We start from the raw sequence: 17107 nt of genomic DNA, 5'->3' as shown, positions 1-17107 counted from the left end.
CGTAATAAATATTTACACTTATTGACGTTCAGCGCAGAGATTACTCTTTATGGCCGACGCGTTCAGCAGGCGTTTCTTCGGCACTGCTTTTGGTTGCGGTGGATTCATCATCTTTCATGGCTTTTTTAAAGCCCTTGATTGCGGAACCCAGATCGCCACCCAGTGAACGTAACTTGTTGGTGCCAAAAAGCAGTACGATAAGCGCACCGATGATCAGCAGTTTGGCAATACTGATACCTTCCATATTTTACCTTTCAACCTTCGCGAAAAACGGACAGCACTATTAACGCGCAGTTATTCACCACGCTCAACTGCAATCTGTAACAGAGTGAGATCCCCGTTCAGATAAAGCGGCTGAGAAACGCCTGAGTGCGCGGATGCTGCGGATTGCCAATCACCTGCTCCGGCGGGCCCTGTTCTACCACCACGCCGCCATCCATAAACACCACGCGGTCGGCGGCTTCACGCGCAAAGCCGATTTCATGCGTCACCACAATCATGGTCAGGCCGCGATCGGCTAACGTACGCATTGTAGCCAGCACTTCCCCCACCAGTTCCGGATCCAGTGCCGAAGTCGGCTCATCAAACAGCATCAGCAGCGGTTTGATCGCCAGCGCACGGGCAATCGCCACGCGCTGCTGTTGTCCCCCCGACAGATGCCGCGGCCAGGCGTCGGCTTTATCGCTCAATCCGACCGTTGCCAGCAGCTCACGCGCGTGTTGCAGCACCTCATCGCGTGGGAACTTGTGCACGCCAATCGGCGCTTCCATGATGTTTTGCAGTACCGTCATATGGGGATAGAGATTGAACTGCTGAAACACCATGCCGATTTTCTGCCGCTGATGGGCAATTTTCCGCGCCGACAGGCGATGCAGCAGGCCGCGCTTTAGCGCATAACCAATCTGCTCGTCGCCCACCATAATCGAGCCGGCATTCATCTCTTCCAGATGATTAATGCAGCGCAGAAAGGTCGACTTGCCGGAGCCCGAAGGCCCGAGAATCACCACCACTTCGCCCGGGAACACATCAAGGTCGATGCCTTTCAGCACCGCGTTATCACCAAAGCTCTTTTGCACATTACGCGCGCGCACCAGCGGCTGAATCTCGCTCATACGTCCTCCTTTAAACGCGGGGCCGCAGCCAGCGCCGTGTCACTGCTGGCGCGTCGTTTGTTCACCACCACGGTACGTTTGCTGCCGCGCGCGTAGTAGCGCTCAATGGCTGACTGGCCGACGTTGAGGATCGAGGTAATCAGCAGATACCAGATCACCGCCACCATCAGCATCGGAATGATTTCAAAGGTACGGTTGTAAACGGCCTGCACCGAATAGAGCAGATCGCCCATCGCGATGACGCTCACCAGCGACGTAGCTTTGATCATGCTAATCAGCTGGTTGCCGGTCGGGGGAATAATGGCGCGCATCGCCTGTGGAATGATGATACGCCGCAGCGCGCGGCTGCGGCTCATGCCAAACGCCTGAGTGGTTTCAACCTGACCGTGATCGACCGACAGCAGGCCAGCACGGATAATCTCCGCCATATAGGCTGCCTCGTTGAGCGCCAGACCGGCGATGGCGGCAGTCAGCGGCGTGATCAGATCGTTAGTATTCCAGCTGGCAAAGGTGATGTCCGTCCACGGCACGGTGATCGATAGCGTGGGAAACAGCGTCGACAGGTTGTACCAGAATATCAGCTGCACCAGCAGCGGCGTACCGCGAAAGAACCAGATGTAGAGCGCCGACACGCCGCTCAGCAGTTTATTCTCTGACAGCCGCCAGACCGCCAGCAGCAGCCCCAGCAGGGTGCCCAGCACCATCGACACCACCGTCAGACCGAGCGTCACCTGCAGCCCTTTCAGCACCGAGCCTTCGGTAAACCACTGCAGCACCACGTGCCACTCAAAATTGGGATTGGTCGCCACCAGCCACAGACCATTCGCTGCCAGCGTCAGGACCACGATCCAGCTAACCCAGCGTCCATACGCGGGCGCGCTACGGGCAAAAGCGACGTCGCGCTGCGGCACGTCCCCCTGATCCGTGGGGCGCGCGTTGGGGCCGACGGCACTCATTTTGCCGTCTCCTGCGCCAGGTTACGTCCCGGCTGCGGCAGCATGTTGCCGTCCAGCTGCCATTTTTTCATGATGGCCGCGTAAGTGCCGTTGGCAAACAGTTCTTTGTAGGCATCCAGCACCACCTCGCCCAGCGGCGAGCCTTTGGGAACGACCGTGCCCTGAAAGATATCGCCAAAGCCGTTTTTCTGCCCCTGACCAGACAGTTCAAGCTGCCCCTGCGCCTGCTCAATGAAATAGGTCAGCGGCGCCTGCGAGGAGAAGAAGGCATCCGAACGCTTCGAGCGCACCGCCAGTATCGACGAAGGCTGATCGGTAAAGGACTGCACCACGACTGCAGGTTTGCCCGCAGCCTCACAGGCGGCTGACTGTTTGCGGATCACCTGCTCCGCCGAACCGGCCGCCATTACCGCGATGCGCTTGCCGCAGGTATCTGCCAGACCGTTGATGTGCGCCGGATTGCCCTTCTGCACGCCAAACACCACGAACTCCTGCACGTAGTCGATGAAGTCCACCTTCTGCTGGCGATCCGGATAATCACCTATCGGCCCGATGGCCATCTGATAGCGTCCGGAATTAATGCCGGCCAGTACGCCGGACAGACCGCTCACCGTCGCGTGTTCAATTTTCACGCCCAGCAGCTGGCCGAGCGCCACGGTAAGATCGGCCGAGGCGCCATCCATTGAGTGCGGCCCGTTAACGATCTCATACGGCGGAAAGGAGCCGTTGTTTACCGAGATCATTTTGCCAGCCTGTTTGATCTGCGCTGGCAGCCGATCGTGCAGCGCCTTATCCATTTTTTGCGTCGGAATGGCGTCCGCTGCCTGGACGACGCTCGCCGTCAGGCCGGTCGCCAGCGCGATGGCGGTTAAAAGCATTTTCATCAGTCAGTTTCCCCCAGGCAGGTCAAAGTGATTGCAATTCCGGACGGGCAAAGCGGCGATTTTCCAGTACCGGCAGCACGCTGCGGGCGTAGGCGATGCGGGCCGGATCCAGTTCGGCAAACACCAGTGCAGCGCACTCCGGTGCCTTAGCAATCACCACGCCAAGCGGATCGATCACCAGACTGTTACCAATGTTGCGCGGCCCGCACTCGCCTACCGCCACCATGTAGCAGGTGTTTTCCAGCGCGCGCGCACTGGTCAGCAGTTCCCAGTGCATCTCCTTTAACGGTCCTTTTACCCAGGCGGAAGGCAGCACCAGCACGTCGGCACCGTCCAGCACCAGCCGGCGCGCCAGTTCGGGAAAACGCACGTCGTAGCAGGTCATCAGCCCGACTTTCATGCCAGCCACCTCAACCAGTGGCGGCACGGCATCACCCGGATTAACCCGCTGCGACTCCTGCATGGCGAAGGCATCGTACAGATGCAGCTTGACATACTGCGCGATGATTTCGCCATTACGCAGTGCAATCAGTACGTTGTGCGCTTTGTTATCCTGCGTCGGCACGTGCACGCTCATCATGGTGGTCAGCGCGTTACCTTTGCTGGTTTCCAGCAGCTGACTGACAAACGGCCCGTCCAGCGGCTGTGCGGCTTTTAACACCAGATCGGGATCGGCGATATCTCGCGCCAGCACGCCTTCCGGCAGCACCAGCAGATCGGCGCCCGCCGCCAGCGCATCCTGCATCAGACCACGACAAATGGCGGTGTTCTCCTGCCATTCGCGGCTAACGGCGAACTGCCCCATGGCTACTTTCATCTTCACTCGCCTCTGGCCGCCGCCGGGAAAATCTCCTCCGGCGAGAGCAACGTTGTGGTTAAGCCCTGCTGAAACAGCTCACGGGCGAAGTCGGCAATCATCCTTTTGTTAGCGGTAAATCCGTTTTGATTCCAGTCGGCAGGCAATTCCTGCGCGGTGCGTCGCAAATCATCCAGCAGCCACGGCGTGGTATCCGCGTACTTCTCGCGTTTGCGCATCCACAGCTGATACGCGCGATCGATCACCTCGCTCAGCGCCTGCGGCAGCCACGGATGCGCCGCCGCCAGCGCCGGCTTCAGCGCCAGCAGATGAATACCGGGCACATAGCCGACGCGGTTGAAGTAGTCGCGCTCGGCACTGACGAAATCCGCCTGCAGCTGGCGCAGACCGGAATCTTTCAGGAAAAAACCCTCAGGCATAAACGGCGTGAACACCGCATCCAGCTCGCCGGCTTTCAACAGTTCAATCAGCGGACGCTCGTCCGGCGCCGGTTCGATGCGGCCCGGGCGACCAAATCCCGCCAGCCGGTCAACAATCGGATGATCAGCGGTCAGGCGTCCGGCAAACCAGAAGGCGTCGTTGATATCGACGCCCGCTTCACGCAGCACGGTGCGCGTCCAGGTATTACCGGAGTCCTGCCAGCCGGTAACGCCGATTCTTTTGCCTTTCAGCTGGGCTGGGGTGGTGAGCGGGCTGGTTGTGGTGGTGATGATGCAGCGCTGGCGAAAGCCACGCATCAGAAAGTGCGGCAGGCCGAGCAGTGAATCGTCGCCGCGCGCCCGTGCCTGCGCATAGCGGCTGAACGACACCTCACCGCCTTCGTAGTGTTCACTGCTGGCCAGGTTATCCACCAGCGTGCCTACGCGGTCAATGACCAGCCTGAAGCCCTGTGGCTGAATATCGCCCAGCGCCAACGGCGTGAAGTAATCCCAGTCGCGCACCGCCAGTCTGATAGTGATCATCGTGTGCTTCTCCGTTTGTTCAGCCGCCACGCTGGCGCTGTGCATTTTTTCTGCAAATTGTGCTTGAATTTGAGTCTAAAACGCGAATACTAATCTGAACAATCATTTCTTTGTTACTGAACAAAGCTTTTTCTTATGACGCAAATTGTGGATGCAGAGTGGCTCAGCCAGCAGATTAACGACGCCTCGGTAAAAGGCATTACCCTCGCCGCGTCAACATTGATTCGCGACGGACAGATTGCCGTAGGCATGCAGATGCCGGCAGTGCGCGATTTGGCGGAGCGGCTGGGCGTGAGTCCGGCCACGGTATCCGCGGCCTGGGCGCAGCTGAAAAAGCAGAAAGTGCTGGCGGGTAAAGGGCGAAGCGGAATCTGGGTGTGCGGCAACAGTGTGATGCCGCGACCGGTCCGCTTTGAGAAAATTGGCAACTATGGTGAAAACGTCAAAGCCGCGCTGGCGATGGCTGCGCCCGATCCGGCACTGCTGCCGGACCTGCGCCCGGCGATGCTGGCCGGGCTGGCTTCACCGCAGCTGAATAGCTATCAGCGTGAGGCGATTTCGCCACAGCTGCAGGCGGCCATTGCGCCGCGCTGGCCCTGTCCGGCGGAGGCGTGGCTGGCGACCGATGGCGGCTTTGATGCCATGAACCTGATAGTGCAGACGCTGCTGTCACCCGGCGATCGGGTAGTGATTGAAGATCCGACCGCGACGCGTCTGCTGGATATGCTCGACAACATCGGTGCCGAGATCCTGCCGCTGCCCGGTGATGAGCAGGGACCGCTGCCTGAGGTGCTGGCGACACACTTACAGAAAGCGCCAGCGATGTTCATTTATCAGCCACGCACCCACTCGGCGACCGGCTACAGCGTCAGCCAGCAGCGCAGCGAAGCGCTGGCGCAGGTGCTGGCGCAGAGTGCCACCCTGATTGTCGAGGATGATGGCATCGGCGATTTGTCGCGCTGGCCGGTATGGAGTCTCGGCCGCCACTATCCGCAGCGTACGTTGCACGTGCACTCCTTTTCCAAAGCCTACGGCCCGGATCTGCGGCTGGCGGTGGTATCCGGCACGGCAGAACTGGTGAAACGGCTGCAGTCGTGGCGTAACTTCGGGGTCAGCTGGACCAGCCGTATTTTGCAGGATGCGGTGGCCTGGATGCTAAGCGATGCGCCCACCCAGCAGCGCATACAGCAGGCCAAAGGCACGTATGCCGCGCGCCGTCAGCAGTTGCTGGCCGCACTGGCGCGGCGCGGGCTGGTACAGGAAGATCGCGACGGCCTGAGCGTGATGCTGCCGGTGGCGTCAGAGCAGTATGCCATGATCACCCTCGCCGCCCGGGGCATCACCGTGCTGCCAGGCGAACGCTGCAGCATCAACAGCGGACAGTTCATTCGCGTCAGCATTGCGCGGCTGCCGGCCGATCAGCTCGACAGCATCGCCGATGCGTTAGTGATTGCCTGCGGACGCGAGCTTAATATCAGCCCAGATCTTTGATGTGATAGCGTGGCGATTCAACGTAGCCTTCTCGCGCATAAAACTGGTTAGCTTTCAGTCGCGAGGCGTGACAATGCACTTCCATGCGGTCGCAGCCGCGGGCACGCGCCAGTTGCTCGGCGTGGTTCAGCAGCTGCTGGCCGCTGCCTTTACTGCGCTCGCCCTCGGCGATACAGAAATAGCTGATGCGCGCGAAATCGCCCGCTAATGCCAGCTGCGGAATAAAGTGCAGCGAAAGAAATCCCAGCACCTGGTTACCGTGTTCCGCCACCAGCAGCGTCTCGTCGGGATGGGCGCACAATTGCGCCAGCCGATCGCTGATAAATTTTTCCGTGCCGCGATAACCCAGCTCGGTTAACAGTGCACTCAGGGCAAAGCTGTCTTTGGCCTGTGCTTCACGTATGTTCATCCTGCCTCCTCCGTTCCCTGACTGCTGTTATATAGCGTTGCCGCTGAAAAATCTGCAAGTAAGCTTTGTTATGAGTATGTTACGGGAATTATTTGTGAGCGACGCCGCAGAATGTGCCTTGTCATGCCGCTGTCACGCTGGCTTAAGGCTGGCTTAATCTTGCTTTGCCATGCTGGCATAAATGAAGTTGCGAGGCATGGCACATGAAGAATCTGGTACCGCACTGTTTTAATGAATGGCTGGCGCTGTCGCTTAGTACGCTGGTGATTATCGCCTGGGCCATTAGCTGGTGGCAGGGCTGAAAAAAGCACAAAAAAAACCCGCCATCAGGCGGGTTTTTAAAATTCTGACTGTTAACTTACAGAGCGGTAACGTTAGCAGCAGATGGGCCTTTAGCGCCGTCGGTGATTTCAAACTCTACACGCTGACCTTCAGCCAGAGTTTTGAAGCCGTTGCTCTGGATAGCAGAGAAGTGTACGAATACATCTTTGCTGCCATCTTCTGGAGTAATGAAACCGAATCCTTTGGACTCATTAAACCACTTAACGTTACCTTTGATCTTGGACATCTATATTACCTTTACATGAAAAATGGACACTAAACTGTGTCGGCATCTAGTACAGCAATTGCAGTGACATTTGTCCAGCGCGAATTGATGAAAAAGTGATAAATATTGATTTTTTCCATGCCCTTCACACTTTCTGCGCATCTTCAGCGATTAAAACTGAAATCTTAACCAGGCAAAATAGACGTTGCCGTTGTTATAAGTGCCTGGAATGTACGTCATTTGGAAGGTTGCCGGGCCATACCCTATCGAAGCCAGCGGCAATACCAGCGGAACCGGGATATATCGCCAGTTATCCCTGGCCGTTACACCCGCGGTATAACCGGCACCCAGATGGAAATTCTGATCGTTCAGCGGTCGCCAGGTCGCTTCCCAGCCGTAGCCGGCGATGGGCTCCCACTTGTTAAACGAGTCTTTGAACGCCATGGCATACAGGCCGTGCCAGTTGCCCTTTTCATCCCAGCGCGAAACGCCACCGCCCGCGCCCCACGGCCGCTCGTTGTACTTTTTGATGTGTTCATCATCGTAAGTAAAGCGGTTGTGCCAGGTGATAGCCGGGACGTAAAGATCGTAATTTTGCGGTTGTGTCCAGGTTTGCGCCACGTTATCGGAGAAGGTATTCCAGCCCGATTTAATCGCTTCGCCTGTGGTTGCCGCTGGTGTCGAAAAAGAGACCGATGAAATCAAAATACAGCCGCAAAAGGCTGCAGAAATACGCCAGTTCACAACAATGCTTCCTGTTAAATCATCCTGTATCCGGCAGTCACCGCGTAGCGCCACATCGCGCCGCATGCTGCCGTGGGTTAATGGCTGATGCCACGAGCGCGTACAGCGCGCGCGCCACAATGGCGCCAGTCGCACCCGGCTCTGCTGGCAATCAGCTGGTTAATTTTACCTCACTGCGCGAACGGAGTCGAAACGGCAAATAAACAAAACGCAGAGGGTAAAAGGTGCAGAAAATGCACCGCTCAGTTGATGATTACTTAGGGTGATTACTTAATATTCAGCAACTTATCCGTAGAAATTGATTTCATGAATAAATTAATAAAATTTATCAATTGAACTCACCCGATGATTGAGATAAATCTCATCACTCCAGGACGGAGAGAGGAGGAACTGAGATGACAATACGTTGCAGCCGCTGCGGTTGCGCCAAATTTTTTTATACAGTACCCGGCAAGGAAAAGGTCGACGATCCCGATCATCACGGCGCCTGTTGCGCCGCGTGCGGCAAGCCGATCAGCCTGCGCGATGTGATCCCGCTGTCATCCCTGCAACCGGCTTCTGCCGCCCGTCACGTTGAATAATGTTTTCAGGCACCCGCCGGGTGCCTGAACGCGTCAGAAAATCAGTTTAAACACGCCAGTAATCGTCAATAACCCGACAATAAAGATGATGGCAATAATCCACAGTATTATTTTCATTGTTCGCTCCTTCAGGATGAAAAATAACGCATCGTGCATTCAGTATAGATGATTATTCCGGCTTCGCTGGGCGCTGCGAGCGCGATCCCAGTCACTTGCCTCAGAGACTGTTACCTGCTCTTTTTTTCTGCGAGCCCGGTCGCAGCTTATCGCTTACGTTGCTATCCCGCCGCACGCGTAGCGCGCTGATTGTCTAAAATTACAGCGCCTGTAGCAGGCCTCAATTGTTCGCTATGTCTACGTAACAAGGAGATGATATGAGCACGATTAATACCAGCATGGGTCGTTACAGCCTCAAGGCAAAGGATCATGGCAGTCACATTCGTGGCAGCATTGCGATTAATGACGAAGGCGGTACGCAGCTCACCCTGCAAGAGTTTGATGAGCATTATCTTGACGATGTCGTCAACAACGTTATTTATCCAATCACGGGTGGGAACCGTGAAATTGCACGCGCACTGCGTGAACAGATGGTTAAAGCCGGCTTCGAACAGCCGCACTGAGTTTGTTGGGCCACGTGTTGTGGCCCTTTATCAGCCCTTACTTGCGGTTATTATCCATTTCAGCGCAGGATGCTCTCTCCCCCCATAAGGAGATTAACCGCGTGACTGAACTGCATCGTGTTTCCCCTTCCCGCTTACATCAGTTTGTTCAGGCTATCTGGCTGCACGCCGGTAGCAGTGCCGAAGAAGCGCGCCTGGTGGCTGACCATCTTGTTGCTGCTAACCTCGCGGGCCATGACTCCCACGGCGTCGGCATGATACCGAGCTATATGGCCTCGCTGACGCAGGGCTTTCTACAGCTCAATCAGCACGTCAGCATCGAAAAAGACGCTGGCGCGGTCCTCACCCTTAATGGTCAGAAAGGCTTTGGTCAGGTGGCCGCGTACGAGGCCATGCAGCACGGCATTGAGCGGGCGAACAGGTTTGGCCTTGCGGCGGTTGGCCTGCATCATTCGCATCACATTGGCCGTATCGGTCACTGGGCGGAGCAGTGTGCCGCAGCGGGCTTTGTCTCCTTTCACTTCGTTAATGTGATGGGCGATCCGATGGTGGCGCCGTTTAACGGCAGCGATCGCCGCTTCGGCACCAATCCGTTCTGCGCGGTGTTTCCGCGTCGCGACGGCGAACCGCTGCTGCTGGACTTTGCCACCAGCGGCATCGCCTTTGGTAAAACGCGTGTGGCGTATAACAAAGGTCAGCCGGTCGCGCCGGGCTATTTGCTTGATGCGCAGGGCCAGCCGACCACCGATCCGAGCGTGATGCATCAGTCGCCGTATGGCGCGCTGACCGCCTTCGGCCTGCACAAAGGCTATGCGCTGGCGACGATGTGCGAAATCCTTGGCGGCGCGCTGTCCGGCGGTCGCACTACGCATGACGCCACGCTGCTCACCGGCACTGACGCCATCTTTAACGGCATGACCACCATAATCCTGAACCCTGACGCGTTTGACGCACCGGCGATGCAGCAGGAAGCCGAAGAGTTTCTCGCGTGGGTCAGGCGCTCACCGCAAAGTGGTGAGGCGGAGATTCTGGTGCCGGGCGAATGGGAAACGCGCAACCGGGCAGCACGTGAACGCGAGGGCATTCCGCTGGACAGCAACAGCTGGCAGCAGATTTGCGCAGCGGCACGCCAGGCTGGCATGCCGGAGGACGAACTGGCGGCCTTCCGCGCCTTAGCGCAGTAAGCCGCCGGGGCTGAGGCACGGTGCCTCAGCCGGTTACAGCGCAGCGGACAGCAGCAAACAGCCCAGCAGACCGCACACCGAGATGATGGTTTCCAGCGCCGACCACGAGCGAATAGTTTCACCGATGGTCAGGTTGAAGTACTCCTTGAACAGCCAGAAGCCCGGATCGTTAACGTGCGAGAAGATGACACTGCCGGAACCGACGGCAATGACCATCAGCTCCGGGCTGGCGCCGCTGGTGGCAATCAGCGGTGCCACAATGCCGCCGGCGGTAATCGCCGCGACGGTGGCAGATCCCAGCGCAATACGCAGCACCGCCGCAATTGACCACGCCATAAAGATTGGCGAGACGTTGGTTTCATGCATCATGCCGGCGATGTATTTGTCCACACCGCTGTCCACCAGCACCTGTTTGAAGGCGCCGCCGCCGCCGATGATCAATAGCATCATGGCAATGATTTTGATCGAGTCAGTGATGGTGCCCATCACCTCATCCATGCTGCGGCCACGGTTAAGGCCAAAGGTGAAGATGGCAATCAGCACCGCAATCAGCGTCGCCATGATCGGATCGCCAAAAAATTCCGCGTACGGCAGCAGCACATGGCCTTTCGGCAGCAGCATTTCTGCCACGGCACGCAGCGCCATCAGGATCACCGGCACCAGCGCCGTCCACACGCTAACGCCAAAACCCGGCATCTCCGCTTCGCTGAAAGTTTTCGGGTTCCACAGCCCTTCCGGAATCGGCTTATCAATGCCTTTCAGGAAACGCGCATACACCGGCCCGGCCAGAATCACCGTCGGAATACCCAGCAGCGTACCGTACAGCAGGGTTTTACCCATGTCGGCATTAAATAACGTGGCAATCGCGGTCGGACCCGGATGCGGTGGCAGAAAGCCGTGCGTCACGGATAAGGCGGCCGCCATCGGCACGCCGACATACAGCAGCGGCACGCGCGCCGACGCGGCAATGCTGAACACCAGCGGCAGCATCAGCACAAACCCGACTTCATAAAACAGCGCGAAGCCCACGGTGAAGCCAGTCAGCACCAGCGCCCACTGAATGTGCTTCTGGCCGAATTTTTCGATCAGCGTGGTGGCGATACGCTGCGCACCGCCGCAGTCGGCCAGCAATTTCCCCAGCATCGCGCCAAAGCCCATGATCAGCGCCAGGCTGCCCAGGGTACCGCCGACGCCGGTTTTGATCGATCCAATCACTTTATTGACCGGCATGCCCTGCATCATGCCTACCGCCAGTGCCACCAGAATCAGCGCGATGAAGCCGTTAAGTTTGAAGCGAATCATCAGCAGCAGCAGTAACGCCACGCCAATTGCCACATAGAGTAATGGCATAATTTTTCTCCACTTTTGCGCTCGGCGTATTACCGGCAGCGGTTTGTTGTAATGGGACAAAGGGATTATCAGTGCCAGATGTTTCAGAATGCGACATCCTGTTACCGGTATCATGTTAAGGGTAACATTGACGGGAAAGCACCTGGTGCAGCGGGTGAATTTCTGTTTTGCGAAGGTGATCAACTTTTTGTCGGAGGGTTATCAGAATGTTTGCCCCGGCAGCGGCGTGGCTTTTGGTTACACTAGCTGTTTTATGCCAACCGATAAGGATCTGCAGGTGAGTGAGAATCTGATTGAGCTGTACAGTAATCAACAAACCCTGTTTGGCCGTGGCAGCATCGACCGCCTGGTCCCGCTGCTGGCGGCGAATCCGCAGCCCACGCTGCTGTTCTGCGGCCGCTCATTTCTAAACAGTCCGGCGTGGGCACGCCTGGGCGCGACGCTGAACGATCACATTCTGGGCTATGAAATTGTCAGCCATGAAGCCTCGCCAGACGAGATCGATGGCTGGGTGACGCGCTGGCGTGGCCACGTCGATCGCGTTGTCGCCATCGGCGGCGGCAGCGTGCTGGATGCGGCCAAAGCCTTTGGCGCCATGATGCAGCATCCGCTGAATATCGCGCGCTACCTCGAGAAAGTGGGCGATACGCCGGTACAGGCGGTCACGCTACCGCTGATCGCCATTCCTACCACCGCCGGCACCGGCAGCGAGGTCACGCAGAATGCGGTGGTGACCGATCAGCAGCACATTAAGGTGAAGGCCTCGCTGCGCCATCCGGTGTTTGTGCCGCAGGTGGCGATTCTCGATCCCGATCTGCTCAAAGGGGCGCCGGATCGTGTACTGGCTACCTGCGCCATTGATGCCTTTACCCACCTGTTCGAGGCTTATCTGTCACGCAAGGGCAACCTGTTCAGTCAGCAGAACGCGCTCAACGGGCTGCAACTGTTCATGCAGGCGTGGCCGTACCTCAATCAGGACGACAGCCGCGGCGATGCGGCACGTGAAGCGATGATGATGGCATCATGGCTCGGCGGCGTCAGCCTGAGCAGCGCGGGTTTGGGGGTGATCCACGGTATTGCCGGCGAGCTGGGGGCGATTAAACCGTTCCATCACGGCGAAGTCTGCGGTCGTTTGCTGTTCCCGTTCCTGGATGTACTGGCGGAGCGCGCGCACCCCGAACAGCAGCGGCTGATGGCGGCGCTGGCTGAACGCCTGCTGCCCGATGAAACGGCACCGCCGGCGCTGGCGCTGAAAGCCTGGCTGCAGCAGCAGGCTATCGTGCCGTTCTGGCTGGAAGGACCGACGCTGGCTGCGGAAGAGGTCGACTGGATTGTGGCGCGCGCCAACAGCAAAAACGGCTGGGTCAATTATGATCCCGCCACGCTCACGGAGATGATTACCGCCGCGTGGCGCGTCGTCTGAGCCTTTCGGGCAGCGCAGGCTGCCCGTTGCTTATTCAGCCAGCAAACGGCCCTTCCCCCGCCAGCATCTGCTCAATCACCTGCAGCACGCCTTCCTGGTTATTGGACGGTGCGCCGTAGCGCGCAGCGTCTTTGACCCGCTGCGGCGCATTCTGCATGGCAAAGCTGAAGCGCGACTGCACCAGCATCTCCAGATCGTTACCGCCGTCGCCAAACGCCAGCACCTCATCGCTGCTGATGTCCCAGCGCTGCTGCAACAGACGCAGCCCGTTGGCTTTGTGCAAGCCGGGCACAATCAAATCCACCGAGCCGTGCCCGCTGGAGGTCGCCGCCGCCGCGCCCTGATGCAGACGCTCAATATCAGCCATCAGAATATCGACATAATCATCGGACAGATTCAGCGCAAACTTGAACAGCCGGTCATCGCCCACGTCAGCGAGGCTATCGATCGCCTTGAGGCGATGGCAGTAGTGACGCATTTTGACCAGCCACTGCTCATCCATGGTGTTGAAGTGATAAGCGCTGTTGCGGCCGCAGAGGATGTATTTCAGGTTGGGATAGTTACCGCGCTGCAGGGTATCGAGCACGGCATTAACGTCCTCGCGCGAGAACGCGCCGCAGAACAGCTCCTCATCCCTGTCGAGGATCCACGCGCCATTTTCGGCGACAAAGGCGATCTCACTGGCGATGTCGGGAAAGAAGGATTTGAGCTGGTAATACTGATTACCGCTGGCGACCACAAATTTGATGCCGCGCCGCTTCATCTCCTGATAGCAGGCCTGAAAACGTGCCCGGTTGTACTGTTTTTTATCGTCGAGAAAGGTGCCGTCCATATCCACCGCCACCATTTTTACCATGGTCATCATGACTCCTTAACGCGTTGAAAGGAAAAACGGGTTGTCCAGAGAATAACCTGGTGAGCGGTGAAAGCGGAGAGAAACACGGATGGCCGTCGCCATCCGTGCGGCAGGATTAGTTAAATGCGTTATTCAGCAAAATGGCGGTGATAATCCCGGTCGCGGCCGCCACTAACACATAATTTCCGTCGATAAAGGCCCAGTGCTCGCCGCGCGGCGGCTCATACAGACCGCGTGCCCGCCAGTCATCGACGCGATAGTGTGGACCGCGAAACTCTGGCGGTGCCGGATAACCACGGCGAAAATCATGACCGCGCCAGGCAAAGCGATCGCCGCCGCGATGTCCCTCCGGCATACGGTGGTCAGCATAGTGGTCGTGACGATCCGGGCCCGGTCCGCGATCGTGGCCAAAGTCACGACGATCATGATGATCGGGACCCGGGCCGCGATCCTGATGGCGGTCGCCGCCGTGCGGGTCCCAGCGATGGTCACCGGGACCGTCGGCCCAGGAGACGCTGGAAAACAGTGTGCTGCATGCAATAAATGACGCAATAATCGTAAGTGTTGTTTTTTTCATGGTGTTACCTCCAGGGATAACGGCAGTCTGCGCGCCGTTGAGGCTTACTATTACCTAAACAAAGCTAAAACAGCATTTCCAAAAGTCTTAAAAATCGGTGACTTACAATACATTACGCCAGGTTAGCGCTTTCTTAACGATTGTGGAGACTTTATGGTGGCGTGGCACGATAAGGCTGGCAGGGAAATAAGCAGTTAATTCAGCGGGAATAAAGAAAACCCGATCGCGGGGATCGGGCGGACAATGCTATTTCCATAAAAAGCATAAAGCGGGGAAACCCTGCTAAAAAGAGGGTAAAACTGAAGCACACAACGCCACATCACTAGCATTGCCCGGAAAGAATAACATTCATCAGGGCAAAATATTTTCAGAAAACTTCTATTTTCAGAAAAAACCGTAAAAATGTTCATGGCAGCCAAAATAACCACCAAAGGTACATAACGTGAAAGGAAATAAGGTCCGTGCTCTGACCAGCTGTCGCCAGGAAATATAGTCAGCCCGTATAAAATATCGACACAAAATCACAAAGCATTGAATTTAAACATAAAAAATTAATCCATGCCATTTTTTAGTTATGCCGCCATTTAAGCCGACCGGCAAACTAGCTGGCTGGCACATTTCATTGATAACGAGAGCCCTATTGCTGTTCTGGCAATTAATCGATGTGCGTGATTAATATAACGCTAATTTTTCGTTGCGCTGAAGCGTAAGGTTAAATAACCAGCAAGCGGGCGCACAATAATTATGCGCCGGCTGTTAATCCAATTGCGCTGGCGAATTTAGCGGGGTGGCGCAGAAACAGGATATCGCTGTGTTGCAGCCGGATGGCGCAGCAGCGCCTGCGCCGGACGTATCGGTCGCCGTACCAGCTCACCCGCGCAGTTCGGGCAGCGCTGCGCCAGCACGCCTTCCGCACAGTCAACGCAAAACGTGCACTCAAACGAGCAGATGCGCGCATCAGGCGAGGCCGGCGGCAGATCTTTATCGCAGCATTCACAGTTAGGACGTAATTCCAGCATGGCACTCTCCTGTCAGGGTTCAGGGCTATCATCGTCGCCGCCGCCCCGGCGCGCCAGCCTGTGAGCGGACATAGGGCGGACAGTTCGGGACAGCTTTTCATCCTGCACGCCTTGCCTTGCGCGCTAAAAACATTACATTCCGCAAAAGCCGTTCTATAGTTCATTCGCTACGTTTATCTGCGAGGCTTTTGCATGCGTGTTAAAGGGTTAAATATCGGTTTCTTTATAGTGATTCTGGCGATTGTCACGATCGCCTTTTTTGATGTGCTGGCGCCCTATTTCTCCGCCATTTTGTGGGCGGCGATTCTGGCGGTGATCTTTGCGCCACTGAAGTCACTGCTGCGGCGCAAAATGGGCGACCGCAACGGGCTGGCCTCTTTCGTGACCTTACTGATTATCTGCCTGATCGTGTTCACGCCGCTGGCGATCATCACCTCGTCGCTGGTGGTCGAGATCAATACGGTGTACACCAAGCTGCAAACCAATTCCGCGCAGTTCCCGACGGTGTTTGCCTCGCTGCTGCAGCATCTGCCGGAGTGGGCACAAACCTGGCTGGCGGATCACGATCTGAACAATGCCGCACAGATTCAGCAAAAACTCTCCAGCTTTGCGCTGAAGGGCGGACAATACATGGCGGGCAGCGTGTTCCTGATCGGTAAAGGGACTTTCACCTTCACCGTGGGCTTTGGCGTGATGCTTTATCTGCTGTTTTTCCTGTTGAAAGACGGCGCCTGGCTGGTCGGACTGATTCTCGAAGCGCTGCCGCTCTCCACCTATGTTAAGCACCATCTGCTGATGAAATTTGCCGCTGTATCGCGCGCGACGGTCAAAGGCACCGTGGTGGTGGCCGTGGTTCAGGGGGTGCTTGGTGGCTTTGCCTTCTGGATCACTGACATCGACGGCAGCCTGCTGTGGGGCGCGCTGATGGCGTTCCTGTCGCTGATTCCGGCAGTCGGCTCGGCCATCGTCTGGGTACCCGCGGCCATCTTCTTCTTCGCCACCGGGGCGCTGTGGAAAGGCCTGTTCCTGGTGGGCTTCTTCGTCATCGTGGTCGGGCTGGTGGACAACATCCTGCGTCCGCTGCTGGTCGGCAAAGATACCAAAATGCCGGATTACCTGATCCTGATCGCCACGCTGGGCGGCATGGAAGTGTACGGCATCAACGGCTTCGTGATTGGTCCCTTGATCGCTGCCCTGTTCATCGCCTGCTGGAATCTGCTCTCCGGCCGCGACAACCGGGAAAACGTCGAAGAGATCGACGAAGAGTTTATCGAAGAGGGTAAAACCCGCGACAGCTAAAGCCCTGCTGCCGGGCCGCTATCGCTCACTGGCAGGCTCATCCGGAGCGGCGCTTTACGCGCCGCTTGTCTTTTCAGCGCGGCCGCCAGGCTGTCAGCACCTTTTCCGACCTTTGAATTCCGCTCAACCCTTTTACCGGACTCAGTCAGCCGCCAGGCTGCACTCAGCCCGGACGTTTCACAATTTAACCCATGCTGCTAAGGTGTCAGAGGACAATCGCGACAATCTGGAGCGTAAAATGCTTACAACAATAATTTATCGCAGCCACATCTCTGA

General features: G+C 57.1%; 19 protein-coding genes. 6 read left to right on the top strand and 13 right to left on the bottom strand.

The window, feature by feature from the left end:
* Positions 1-40 precede the first annotated feature (40 nt).
* The 6 genes from tatE to FT726_RS18085 form a co-directional block, all read right to left on the bottom strand.
* Positions 41-244, bottom strand: coding sequence for a twin-arginine translocase subunit TatE (gene tatE / locus FT726_RS18110; protein WP_010618871.1), 204 nt, complete (start codon positions 242-244; stop codon positions 41-43).
* Positions 245-341: 97 nt separating this feature from the next.
* Entirely contained in the window at positions 342-1112 is a 771-nt protein-coding gene (locus tag FT726_RS18105; RefSeq protein ID WP_132465584.1) for an amino acid ABC transporter ATP-binding protein, read from the bottom strand.
* Positions 1109-2068 carry an amino acid ABC transporter permease gene (locus tag FT726_RS18100; RefSeq protein WP_058757905.1) on the bottom strand — a complete coding sequence of 320 codons (960 nt, stop codon included), beginning with the start codon at positions 2066-2068 and terminating at the stop codon, positions 1109-1111. The genes FT726_RS18105 and FT726_RS18100 overlap by 4 nt, the downstream gene beginning before the upstream one ends.
* Entirely contained in the window at positions 2065-2952 is an 888-nt protein-coding gene (locus FT726_RS18095; RefSeq protein WP_104092684.1) for an ABC transporter substrate-binding protein, read from the bottom strand. The genes FT726_RS18100 and FT726_RS18095 overlap by 4 nt, the downstream gene beginning before the upstream one ends.
* Before the next feature lie 22 nt (positions 2953-2974).
* On the bottom strand, positions 2975-3769 hold the full coding sequence (locus FT726_RS18090; RefSeq protein ID WP_059010522.1) for a deaminated glutathione amidase: 795 nt from the start codon (positions 3767-3769) through the stop codon (positions 2975-2977).
* A 2-nt stretch (positions 3770-3771) separates the two neighbouring features.
* On the bottom strand, positions 3772-4731 hold the full coding sequence (locus FT726_RS18085) for a nitrate ABC transporter substrate-binding protein (protein ID WP_150360913.1): 960 nt from the start codon (positions 4729-4731) through the stop codon (positions 3772-3774).
* 135 nt (positions 4732-4866) lie between these two features.
* Here FT726_RS18085 and FT726_RS18080 point away from each other — a divergent pair, with 135 nt between their 5' ends.
* Entirely contained in the window at positions 4867-6222 is a 1356-nt protein-coding gene (locus FT726_RS18080) for an aminotransferase class I/II-fold pyridoxal phosphate-dependent enzyme (protein ID WP_150360912.1), read from the top strand.
* On the opposite strand, the gene FT726_RS18075 is transcribed toward FT726_RS18080, so the two are convergent.
* The 3 genes from FT726_RS18075 to pagP form a co-directional block, all read right to left on the bottom strand.
* Positions 6206-6631 (bottom strand): GNAT family N-acetyltransferase, encoded by a 426-nt coding sequence (locus FT726_RS18075; protein ID WP_021508597.1) that lies wholly within the window; start codon positions 6629-6631, stop codon positions 6206-6208. The two genes, FT726_RS18080 and FT726_RS18075, sit on opposite strands and share 17 nt — an antisense overlap.
* A 358-nt stretch (positions 6632-6989) precedes the next feature.
* Positions 6990-7199, bottom strand: coding sequence for a transcription antiterminator/RNA stability regulator CspE (gene cspE / locus FT726_RS18070; protein WP_010615627.1), 210 nt, complete (start codon positions 7197-7199; stop codon positions 6990-6992).
* 150 nt (positions 7200-7349) lie between these two features.
* Positions 7350-7922, bottom strand: coding sequence for a lipid IV(A) palmitoyltransferase PagP (gene pagP, locus FT726_RS18065; protein ID WP_153001988.1), 573 nt, complete (start codon positions 7920-7922; stop codon positions 7350-7352).
* A gap of 395 nt (positions 7923-8317) precedes the next feature.
* On the opposite strand from pagP, the gene FT726_RS18060 reads away from it, so the two are divergent.
* From FT726_RS18060 to FT726_RS18050, 3 genes are all read left to right on the top strand, one after another.
* Complete coding sequence (locus FT726_RS18060) at positions 8318-8503, top strand: hypothetical protein (RefSeq protein WP_058781246.1); 186 nt, start codon at positions 8318-8320, stop codon at positions 8501-8503.
* Positions 8504-8877: 374 nt separating this feature from the next.
* Positions 8878-9123: a hypothetical protein gene (locus FT726_RS18055; RefSeq protein WP_021508600.1), complete on the top strand. Its 246-nt coding sequence runs from the start codon at positions 8878-8880 to the stop codon at positions 9121-9123.
* Between the two features lie 101 nt (positions 9124-9224).
* Positions 9225-10307, top strand: coding sequence for a malate/lactate/ureidoglycolate dehydrogenase (locus tag FT726_RS18050; protein WP_346303173.1), 1083 nt, complete (start codon positions 9225-9227; stop codon positions 10305-10307).
* 33 nt (positions 10308-10340) lie between these two features.
* Here FT726_RS18050 and gntT read toward each other — a convergent pair whose 3' ends face one another.
* A complete protein-coding gene (gene gntT, locus FT726_RS18045; RefSeq protein ID WP_021508602.1) occupies positions 10341-11657 on the bottom strand; it encodes a gluconate transporter in 1317 nt (438 codons plus the stop codon).
* A 277-nt stretch (positions 11658-11934) separates the two neighbouring features.
* Between gntT and FT726_RS18040 the strand changes: the two genes are divergently transcribed.
* The gene (locus FT726_RS18040) at positions 11935-13080 is read left to right on the top strand and encodes an iron-containing alcohol dehydrogenase (RefSeq protein ID WP_159378383.1); all 1146 of its coding nucleotides are present in this window, start codon (positions 11935-11937) and stop codon (positions 13078-13080) included.
* A 34-nt stretch (positions 13081-13114) separates the two neighbouring features.
* On the opposite strand, the gene FT726_RS18035 is transcribed toward FT726_RS18040, so the two are convergent.
* The 3 genes from FT726_RS18035 to FT726_RS18025 all read right to left on the bottom strand — a co-directional run bounded on the left by FT726_RS18035 (position 13115) and on the right by FT726_RS18025 (position 15532).
* Positions 13115-13942, bottom strand: a complete 828-nt coding sequence (locus FT726_RS18035; RefSeq protein WP_136545641.1) for a Cof-type HAD-IIB family hydrolase — start codon at positions 13940-13942, stop codon at positions 13115-13117.
* Between the two features lie 109 nt (positions 13943-14051).
* Complete coding sequence (locus tag FT726_RS18030; RefSeq protein WP_058781243.1) at positions 14052-14513, bottom strand: RcnB family protein; 462 nt, start codon at positions 14511-14513, stop codon at positions 14052-14054.
* 779 nt (positions 14514-15292) lie between these two features.
* Positions 15293-15532, bottom strand: a complete 240-nt coding sequence (locus FT726_RS18025) for a DUF1272 domain-containing protein (protein ID WP_010615634.1) — start codon at positions 15530-15532, stop codon at positions 15293-15295.
* Positions 15533-15724: 192 nt separating this feature from the next.
* On the opposite strand from FT726_RS18025, the gene FT726_RS18020 reads away from it, so the two are divergent.
* Positions 15725-16831 (top strand): AI-2E family transporter, encoded by a 1107-nt coding sequence (locus FT726_RS18020; RefSeq protein WP_278427538.1) that lies wholly within the window; start codon positions 15725-15727, stop codon positions 16829-16831.
* Positions 16832-17107 lie beyond the last annotated feature (276 nt).

The sequence above is a fragment of the Pantoea sp. Morm genome (assembly GCF_016643525.1).
GTDB lineage: Bacteria > Pseudomonadota > Gammaproteobacteria > Enterobacterales > Enterobacteriaceae > Pantoea > Pantoea dispersa.
This window is presented reverse-complemented; position numbering and strand designations above follow the sequence as displayed.

Coding starts and splice junctions, on each gene's coding strand:
- FT726_RS18055 (WP_021508600.1), top strand. CDS start 8,878: ATGAGCACGATTAATACCAGCATGGGTCGTTACAGCCTCAAGGCAAAG.
- FT726_RS18090 (WP_059010522.1), bottom strand. CDS start 3,769: ATGAAAGTAGCCATGGGGCAGTTCGCCGTTAGCCGCGAATGGCAGGAG.
- gntT (WP_021508602.1), bottom strand. CDS start 11,657: ATGCCATTACTCTATGTGGCAATTGGCGTGGCGTTACTGCTGCTGCTG.
- FT726_RS18030 (WP_058781243.1), bottom strand. CDS start 14,513: ATGAAAAAAACAACACTTACGATTATTGCGTCATTTATTGCATGCAGC.
- FT726_RS18100 (WP_058757905.1), bottom strand. CDS start 2,068: ATGAGTGCCGTCGGCCCCAACGCGCGCCCCACGGATCAGGGGGACGTG.
- FT726_RS18025 (WP_010615634.1), bottom strand. CDS start 15,532: ATGCTGGAATTACGTCCTAACTGTGAATGCTGCGATAAAGATCTGCCG.
- FT726_RS18085 (WP_150360913.1), bottom strand. CDS start 4,731: ATGATCACTATCAGACTGGCGGTGCGCGACTGGGATTACTTCACGCCG.
- FT726_RS18020 (WP_278427538.1), top strand. CDS start 15,725: ATGCGTGTTAAAGGGTTAAATATCGGTTTCTTTATAGTGATTCTGGCG.
- FT726_RS18080 (WP_150360912.1), top strand. CDS start 4,867: ATGACGCAAATTGTGGATGCAGAGTGGCTCAGCCAGCAGATTAACGAC.
- tatE (WP_010618871.1), bottom strand. CDS start 244: ATGGAAGGTATCAGTATTGCCAAACTGCTGATCATCGGTGCGCTTATC.
- FT726_RS18095 (WP_104092684.1), bottom strand. CDS start 2,952: ATGAAAATGCTTTTAACCGCCATCGCGCTGGCGACCGGCCTGACGGCG.
- FT726_RS18105 (WP_132465584.1), bottom strand. CDS start 1,112: ATGAGCGAGATTCAGCCGCTGGTGCGCGCGCGTAATGTGCAAAAGAGC.
- FT726_RS18035 (WP_136545641.1), bottom strand. CDS start 13,942: ATGACCATGGTAAAAATGGTGGCGGTGGATATGGACGGCACCTTTCTC.
- FT726_RS18060 (WP_058781246.1), top strand. CDS start 8,318: ATGACAATACGTTGCAGCCGCTGCGGTTGCGCCAAATTTTTTTATACA.
- FT726_RS18075 (WP_021508597.1), bottom strand. CDS start 6,631: ATGAACATACGTGAAGCACAGGCCAAAGACAGCTTTGCCCTGAGTGCA.
- cspE (WP_010615627.1), bottom strand. CDS start 7,199: ATGTCCAAGATCAAAGGTAACGTTAAGTGGTTTAATGAGTCCAAAGGA.